This is a genomic window from Neobacillus kokaensis (genome assembly GCF_014656545.1).
Taxonomy (GTDB): Bacteria; Bacillota; Bacilli; order Bacillales; family Cytobacillaceae; genus Neobacillus; species Neobacillus kokaensis.
Genome location: NZ_BNDS01000052.1, coordinates 1 through 8,462, shown reverse-complemented (window position 1 = coordinate 8,462; position 8,462 = coordinate 1). Strand labels below are relative to the sequence as shown.

The window sequence follows — 8,462 nt, the reverse complement described above, 5'->3', positions numbered from 1 at the left end:
CTCTTCACTGTGGTTTGTCCCGTAGACACTTAAAAATTGGAACTTTCTTCAAAGCAACTACCAAAACACTTACAGTCATCACCATCATCAAACCCAAAACCCCACCGCCAACAAAAAACAAAAGACCTGGCCTAACACCAAACGTATAACTCCAATAACCCGTTCCGAAAAAAATCACCAGCAAAAATAACTCAAATAATAATGCCATCACAGTAAACAAAAGATAAGGAACGACAATTCTTTTATGTGAAACATGCTGTAAAGTAAGGCCTTGCCAACAAAAATCAGCTAACTTCCCCATATACATCACTCCATAAAAACATGCTTATTACAAAGTATGTCCAGGGGGAAATTTTTAGAAACCCGCCAAATTACATTTTTAACCTCCTGTTCATACTCCATTCATATTCACGACTTAAGATAAGGGCAAATGTTGATAAGGAGTTGAACAAAATGTTTAAACCCATTCAAAGTCTAGTTAAAGTCTCTAGCAGTAAACGCGGTTCCAAAGCAGTTCTATTAATTTGGATTGCCGCTGTTATATTATTAAGCATTCTCGCACCTTCATCTAAACAGTACTCGGTAAGTAGCAAGGAAGGCAGCGTGAAGAACGATACGCCTTCAGCAGTTGCCAGCCAGCAATTAAAGGAGCAGTTTCCTTCTAAAGACGGCTTAACAGGTTTACTAGTTTTCCATAATAATAGTAAAATCAACGACCAAGATCGGAAAAAAATAATGGAATTCAGCAAGTGGCTGGCTTCTGACCAAAAGCCGCAAAATATCGCAAGTGCCCTTCCGTTTCACCAGTTTCCAAAACCGGTGCAGAATCAAATGTTTTCAAAAGATGGGACAACACTGTTATTTAATTTCTCATTAAAAGAAGGAACAGATTCGCATGATGCAAACCAGGTCATTAAAACCTTAAATCAAAAACTAAAAGAGATGCGGTTAGGATTTCTTCAAACTGAGATTACGGGACCTGCGGGAATCACTTCCGATACGATCACGATTTTCCAAAATGCTGACTTTGTGTTGATGCTGGCAACAATTGTGTTAATCTTTGCCTTACTATTGTTCATTTACCGTTCGCCATTGCTAGCAATTATTCCGCTCATCATTGCAGCGATTGTGTATCAGGTAGTGGACCGGGTCTTAGGCTTAGGCGGGAAAAATGATTGGTTTGTTCTCGACAGCTCCGCCATTTCGATTATGTTAGTTTTACTTTTTGCAGTATTAACGGATTACAGCTTGTTCATCTTCTCGCGCTACCGCGAAGAATTGAAAAAATATGATAGTAAATTTGATGCCATGGGAGAGGCGATCCACCATGTGTCAGAACCGATATTATTTAGCGGTGGCACTGTCCTTTTGGCTGTACTAACCCTGTTTACGACAGTATTTATGCCATATAACCATTTTGCCCCTGTATTTTCAGTTGCCATGGTATTTATACTTGCAGCAGGACTTACCTTAATACCTAGCATTTTTGCCTTGGTTGGACGAAAAGCCTTTTGGCCGTTTATTCCAAAAGCAGGTACTGAAACAAAAACGAAATCTGGTTTTTGGAATAAAGTCAGCAAGCAGGTTCGTAAACATCCGGCGGTTATAACTGCTATTTTACTGGTCACTTTGCTGGCGGGTGCTTTCAATACGCTTTCGGTTCAATATTCTTTTAACATCATGAAGTCGTTCCCGGATGACCTTTCTTCCCGTAAAGGCTTCGAATTGTTGGAAGGACATTATCCAGCCGGGGAATTAGCACCTGTAACGGTAATTTTAAAAAGCGACAAAGAGCTTTCCTTAAATGAGGAATTTTTAACGAATGTCCAAACGCTTGAGGGAAAAATAAAGGCAATCAATGGAGTGGATTCCATCAGCCAGCCGATCACGGATGCCATGCTAAAAAATCCGGAAATGTTGCCAAACGGATTTATAAGTGAAACAAAACAGGCAGTAAAATTTCAAGTCGTGTTAAAAGATAATCCGTACGACAAAAATGCATTGGAAGCAGTACAGAAACTTCGTGATCAAGGGAATTCACTGCTTAAGCAAAGCGGATTTTCATCTGACACACAAATACATTTTTCCGGCCAGACAGCGGAACAGTTAGATATTCAGGCGATGAATCAGCGTGATATGATCATCTTATTTTCTCTAGTAACGGTGCTCATAACAATTATGCTAGGAATCCAAACACGCTCTATACTCATGCCAATCTTAATGATGGCAACGATCTTATTGTCATATGCTGCAACCATCGGATTCGGCTGGGTTATTTTCCACAATATTTTAGGGTATGATGCCATCAGCTACCGCTTGCCGGTGTACACCTTTGTATTTATGGTTGCCCTTGGGGTCGATTACAATATTATGCTGGTGTCTCGGATTAAAGAAGAGGCGGCAAAGGTTTCTTGGAAAGAGGCTGTTGGAAACGGCGTTGCTTTAACAGGCGGCGTGATTTCATCAGCAGGAATTATTTTAGCGGCAACCTTTGCGGTATTAATGACGCAGCCGCTGCAAGAGCTATTTTTATTCGGAGTTACGATGGCTATAGGTGTATTGATCGATACCTTCCTAGTGAGAGGAATGCTGCTGCCTTCGATTTTGATTTTGATAAACAGAAAAAGCAGAACCCAAGTTACGCCTATTAATAAACAAATCACACAAACTCATTAAGGAAAAACCGAACAATGTATGATACTGTCATATTAAAATTGATAGGTTATACGGGTTTGTTATCTATTTTTCAATAATTTTTTACATTACGGTATAAATAGTAAATAAAGATAAAAGGCAGCCGAACGGCTGCCTTATTATTTTCTATTTCCAAAACCAGATCGACGACGCTGCCAGCGTTTGATTTTCGCAAAAGTCCTATGAAACATGAATTTTTCCTTTTTCTAATGATATTCCCGGTTGAATACTCATCTGAAAAATACGATGAGATTCCGAGGTGTAATACCCTTTAGAAAGCATAATTATATAGACCATAATAAAGCGGTCCGACAAGAACTACTAAGGACACCCCTATAATAATGTATCTTGCATTTGAAGGAATTTCCTCAATTGTTTCATCATCATAATGATGATTGAAAAACATACCGAAAATAACATCCCACAGTATTCCTCCAAAAAATACAAATTTCCAAACAAGCGGGGTTAGAATTTGTGTATTGGTTACATAACCAAACAAACCAACCCATGTAATAATCGAAACGACAAAATCAATTTTTGCTAGAAACGTTTTGTATTTCCCTTTCAATAAGTAGCCGATTGCAACAGTTCCTAATATCCCTAAATAAATCGTCCATAACATGTTTCCAAACATACCTTGTACCTCTTTTTGTAATATTTTCACCTATTAAATTGTTAGTGAATATGTTGTGCAATGCCAGTGTTTCGTACTTGATTTTCGCTTGCCTTGCCAGCCCTTTTCCTTTAGTTCTTCCGCTATAAATCTATTAAAAAATCCATGGCCAACTAAAACAACCGAATCATACTCTTCTGTATATTTTACCAATTGTTCAGCTGCTAGTTTTGCCCTTTGTTTGGCCCGGACAAGCGATTCGTATTGCCTCGAATAGCCGCAAAACCAAAGACATCTTAACATAACAGCCCAGCTGGCTGGACTTAATTTGACCCCTGCTATTTTGGGCAGCACCGGTAATTCGACTTCCCTGTATAATTTGTCCTCAATGGTTTTAATATGCGGGTTTAACAAACTGGCAGATTCTATTGACCTTTTCAGATCACTAGTGATAATAAGATTTGCCGTTGCTATTTTTTCAAGTGCTAGGGATGGGTAAACTTTTTCTTCAATTACCCCGCTGCTGTCATACTTTTCAACCCAGCCTTGAAATTCTATGCAAGTTATACGCTCGTTATCAACATGCGTGGATTTGCCATGCCTAATCAATGAAATTTCCATACTGATCTCCAGGAAAAATGAAATAGTTTGAAACCCATCCTATTCTACCACTTATTGATAATAACTGGTATTAATTTCAAACGAACGTTTGATTGAAGATAGAAAAACATCGTTCAAAAACCCAGAACGATGTTTCGTACGGAATATTATTTTTGAACTACCAAGTGCGCAAAATGAAAATGATCAAAAGCATGTAACCCATCGGTTCTGCCGGAAAAATACATTTCTTCAAGATTAGCCGGGGAAAGATTTTCATACAACAGCATGTTGCAATCCTGGAGTTCTCTGTCCAGATCAAATGGATCGAAGCCGGTCACGATCGGCTCACCTGTGCTGGCTGTTATTTGCCTCATCTTGGTCATTTTCTTAGCCGCAATGGTCTCGTCAAAAGCTGCTTCATCCAAGTAGTCAAATACAAAGGAACTTCCATTTATCGCCAAATTAGACACACTGGATAAAAGCTTAAAGAAATCTTGCTTCTCCAAATACATCACAACACCAAGCAGGCTAAAATAGCTATACGTTTGCGGGTCATAGCCCGCTTGCTTTAATTTATCAAATAGGGAATCCGCTTTAAAATCTACCGGAACGAATTTCACATTTTCAGGGATAATCATTCCCATTTCCTCAAGACGATTTAGTTTAAATTCCTGGGTTGCTGGGTGATCGACCTCATAAATAGTAAAATCATCCGGCAGGTTTCCATGACGCCAAACAAACGTATCAAATCCCGCACCTAATATGACATACTGCCGGAAACCCCGTTTAATCGCTGACATCAGGCCATCTTCGGCATACCTTGACCGGCTGACCAGCTGTGGAATCGTCTGGGTATTCATGACCCACTCTAATTTTTCATCAATACTCTTTAATGTTTCACCTTTTTCCTTGTCAAAAAAATCAATCGCATTGGCCCAATTTGACCCAATCAATTGTTTTTCTTCCTCATGCAAAAGAGAGTTTGCTACATCATCTTGAAATATAGGGTTTTGGCTTTTCGACGCATGATAACCTCTGGCAAAACAGCTGACTAACGCGGTTAAACTACCCTTATTTTGATTCAAAAAAATTCCCCCTAAACAGAAAGACTCCTAGCTAAATGCAGCCAGGAGTCTATATTAAGATGGAATTTAAATTCTGTCAATTAAAATTAAATTATAGCATATAACTAAATATTTGTCAATATTTTTTTGGAATTACATATAAAGTCCTGCTAAAAAAATCCCAATGGTTTCTTCGTAAATTTTATCAAACTGTTCAATTGGAAGCGGGTTGGTTCCACTGCCAAGTTCAATTGTAAAACCTGGCCGGCGCCATTCTTGGATAAACCAGTCCTTATAACCTGCATAACTTTCGATATTCTTTACCGCCTCGTAGCCGCTTACCCGGCTAAATTCATTCACTATGATTTCTGATTGCCGCGGCTCAAGACTTTCAAAGCCCCAATAAATCTCTTCCCCCTGAGTATGAAACGCCAGAACCTTGGAAAAATCACGACTCATAGTAAGATTCGCCATCGCAATAGCTTCCGGCTCTGTTAAAGGCTTTTCACCGCCATAATCCCTTGGGCCTGGCTGCTTCGGGTGTCCTTCCCCCTCTTCTTCCCATTTTGCAGGAAATTGATCATTCAAATCGACTCCCCTAATATTGGCCTTCCATCCTGAAAAATCAAGACTGCCATTATTCATTTCTACCACTTTATTTTCCAAAGCTCCCGGCGGGCCATTCAAAACAAGATTAACCCCATCAGGATTCACCATTGGCACAATGGATAAAAAAGTTTCCTGATATAAAGGAAAAGTATCTATCCCTCGGATTGGAGGCTGATTCGTGAGCGCCAAAAGATAATCATTCAAACAGGTCACTAAAACGGCGGTGGTTATCCATTCATTAGCGTGAAACGAACCGTTATAATGAACTTTTTTCGGACCGCTTCCCACTGCCATTTCTGGTATGTCGTTTCCAAGAACTGATTTTCCGATTGCACTCGACTTCATAAATGGATAAATCATCTGCAATCTTCGGATATCTCTTTTTAGAACGTTATAATCGTAATTTTGCTTTCCATTAACCACTCTACGAGTAATTCGCTGCGGAACTTTAATTATCTGGCCAGGCTGCAGCCGATTGGGGTTCAAATCGGGATTGGCTGACAATATTGCATCAAGGGTAATATCCATTTTTTCAGCAATGGACCAGAATGAGTCATTTTCTTTAAGCAAATAGCTTCGAAACTCAAACCCCGGAATTTTCACCGTTTGTCCAATTGATAGCTGCTCCGGCTGCATATCCGGATTGGAATCTATAATAAGCTGCTGATGAATTTGGAACATTTGGCTATAATACGCGAGCGAATCCCCCCGCCTTGCAACAATATCCACTTTAGCTCCCCCTGCAGTTCATAATATTATTACACTAAATGTATGCGGCGGAAATGTAATTATTAAGGGGGAGTGGAAGATTGGTGTCAGGCACCATGAAAAGTGCAATAAAATATCGTTTTTTCTCAAATAAAAAACACACCGCGATTTTTTTAAAAATCACCATGTGTTTTCCTATGACTCTATTTATTTACCTGTTTAATAAACTCCTTCATAAAGCCTGGAAGATCTGGCCATGCATGTCCGGAAACAAGATTACCTTCAACATGCAGCGTGTTTTCAATATAGGTTGCCCCGCATGCTTCAACATCCGGCTTGCAAGCGATATAAGCGGTCAGCTCGCGGCCCTTTAAATATTGGCGGACCGTTGTTAATACAAGACTGGCATGACAAATCGCACCAACCGGTTTATTTGCTTCAAAGAAATGTGCTACGATTCTTGGGACATTTTCGTTTAAACGAATGTATTCCGGCGCTCTTCCCCCTGGAATAATTAAGCCGTCATATTCTTCCGGATTAACCTCTTCAAAAGCTAATTGAGAATCGATTAAATATCCTTTGCTTTCGGTATACGTATCCCAGCCGATAAAGTCATGAACGACTGTTTGCAGCTTCTTTTTCGAAGGAGCGGCAATTTGTACATCATACCCTTCCTCAAGACAGCGAAAATACGGATAATAAATCTCCAACGCCTCAACTGCATCCCCAGCAATGATTAAAACCTTTTTAGACATTATGTAATCCTCCTCTCAAGAGTTGGGCAATATTGCCCATATTTATATATTCTCTAACATGGATAAAATTCCCTTTACTTTATAAAAAAAACCAACTTTCTGTGAAGAAAATTGGCATCGTTTATTTAATAATCTTTATATTTCCACGCTCAATACGTTTTCTAATGGAATTTAGCATTAATAGTTTAAATGCCTTTCTTGTCGGTGGGAAAAGCATTAAAAACCCGGTGATATCAGTAATGAAACCTGGTGTTAACAGCAAAATTCCGCCAACCAAGATACAGAGGCCGTCCAAAACTGCGCTGCCAGGAATTTGTCCATGCCGCAGCTGCTCTTGCGCCCTGCGAATCGTTTGCAGACCTTCCCGTTTCGCTAAATAAGCCCCAATGACCCCCGTTGCTAAAATAATCAGCAAGGTCGGCCAAACGCCAATGGTTTTTCCTGATAAAAGCAATACCGCGATTTCCGCTGCGGGAATGATGACAATTAATAGAAATAAATACCGCATGAAGAATCTCCTTCCGGTCGGACTAGTTCTATTATATAAGTGGTGTCTGATTAATGAAAGGATTACAGCTTTTGATTTCAATCAAACGTTGGTTAGCAGGTCCATATTTTAAATGAACGTTTGATTAACGGTTCAACTCTTTTAAACAAACGTTTGGTTGAAAAAAGTTAATGGGATGGGATCCGTTTTAATTTTGAGTAACTGCCCCAATCGCTTCTTGATATTTCTCATACCACTTTTTCCATTCTTCCATTCTTTCGATGGTTCTGCCATCCATTAATGCCTCAATCACATCAAGGCATACGTGCCAGCCGGCAACGTCTTTTGGGGTATGATCGGTAATTTCCACAAGCTTTTCAATCATCGTCAATTTACAGCCGTCTGTTTCAGGAGACAACTCAAATCGTACCGTGTCTGCCCACCAAGAGAATTCAAGTACCGAATACATTTTGAATTCGTAAATTGGTAGTTCTTCTAATGTGCCATTTTGCATATTGAAGGTCATATACCCACCTTCTTGCAGAGCACCAGCTCGAAGTTCTTTAAACCATTGGGAAAGCTTTTCGTTTTCGGTAAGCCATGACCATACTTCTTCTACAGAGTGTTGAAGGTGTCGCTCAAAATGGGCGGTATAACCTTGTTTTTCTTTTTTAATTTGGGCTATCAATAGAAATTCCCGCCTCTCACATAATAGTTACCCTTATACTACTATTTTTTCTAGGTATTTCTCAAGTAAGGATCTAATGATAGCCTTGATAATTGGCTTCATTGACCATTTAAGCAACCTTTCTCCGTTTTTGGGCAATGCAGCCACCTTCCTTTAACCAAAATAGATGCTCTTCCCGGTTTTCGGGCAATGCAGCCTCCTTCCTTTGACCAAAATAGATGCTCTTCCCGGTTTTTGGGCAATG

Annotated in this window: 9 protein-coding genes; 1 reads left to right on the top strand and 8 read right to left on the bottom strand. The window is 39.7% G+C overall.

The features are described 5' to 3' along the window. Positions 1–4: 4 nt before the first annotated feature. Positions 5–301, bottom strand: a complete 297-nt coding sequence (locus IE222_RS25935) for a hypothetical protein (RefSeq protein WP_191277278.1) — start codon at positions 299–301, stop codon at positions 5–7. A gap of 152 nt (positions 302–453) precedes the next feature. Here IE222_RS25935 and IE222_RS25930 point away from each other — a divergent pair, with 152 nt between their 5' ends. After that, positions 454–2,676, top strand: a complete 2,223-nt coding sequence (locus IE222_RS25930; RefSeq protein WP_191277277.1) for an MMPL family transporter — start codon at positions 454–456, stop codon at positions 2,674–2,676. 289 nt (positions 2,677–2,965) lie between these two features. On the opposite strand, the gene IE222_RS25925 is transcribed toward IE222_RS25930, so the two are convergent. The 7 genes from IE222_RS25925 to IE222_RS25895 form a co-directional block, all read right to left on the bottom strand. Beyond that, positions 2,966–3,328 (bottom strand): hypothetical protein, encoded by a 363-nt coding sequence (locus IE222_RS25925; protein WP_191277276.1) that lies wholly within the window; start codon positions 3,326–3,328, stop codon positions 2,966–2,968. 33 nt (positions 3,329–3,361) lie between these two features. Then, positions 3,362–3,928: a histidine phosphatase family protein gene (locus IE222_RS25920; RefSeq protein ID WP_191277275.1), complete on the bottom strand. Its 567-nt coding sequence runs from the start codon at positions 3,926–3,928 to the stop codon at positions 3,362–3,364. 146 nt (positions 3,929–4,074) lie between these two features. Continuing rightward, the gene (locus IE222_RS25915; RefSeq protein WP_191277274.1) at positions 4,075–4,992 is read right to left on the bottom strand and encodes a class I SAM-dependent methyltransferase; all 918 of its coding nucleotides are present in this window, start codon (positions 4,990–4,992) and stop codon (positions 4,075–4,077) included. A gap of 132 nt (positions 4,993–5,124) precedes the next feature. After that, positions 5,125–6,309: a M14 family metallopeptidase gene (locus tag IE222_RS25910; protein ID WP_191277273.1), complete on the bottom strand. Its 1,185-nt coding sequence runs from the start codon at positions 6,307–6,309 to the stop codon at positions 5,125–5,127. A 182-nt stretch (positions 6,310–6,491) separates the two neighbouring features. Next, positions 6,492–7,043, bottom strand: coding sequence for a DJ-1/PfpI family protein (locus IE222_RS25905; protein ID WP_191277272.1), 552 nt, complete (start codon positions 7,041–7,043; stop codon positions 6,492–6,494). Positions 7,044–7,164: 121 nt separating this feature from the next. Continuing rightward, entirely contained in the window at positions 7,165–7,551 is a 387-nt protein-coding gene (locus IE222_RS25900; RefSeq protein WP_191277271.1) for an FxsA family protein, read from the bottom strand. Between the two features lie 187 nt (positions 7,552–7,738). Continuing rightward, the gene (locus tag IE222_RS25895; RefSeq protein ID WP_191277270.1) at positions 7,739–8,218 is read right to left on the bottom strand and encodes an SRPBCC family protein; all 480 of its coding nucleotides are present in this window, start codon (positions 8,216–8,218) and stop codon (positions 7,739–7,741) included. Between the last annotated feature and the right edge of the window lie 244 nt (positions 8,219–8,462).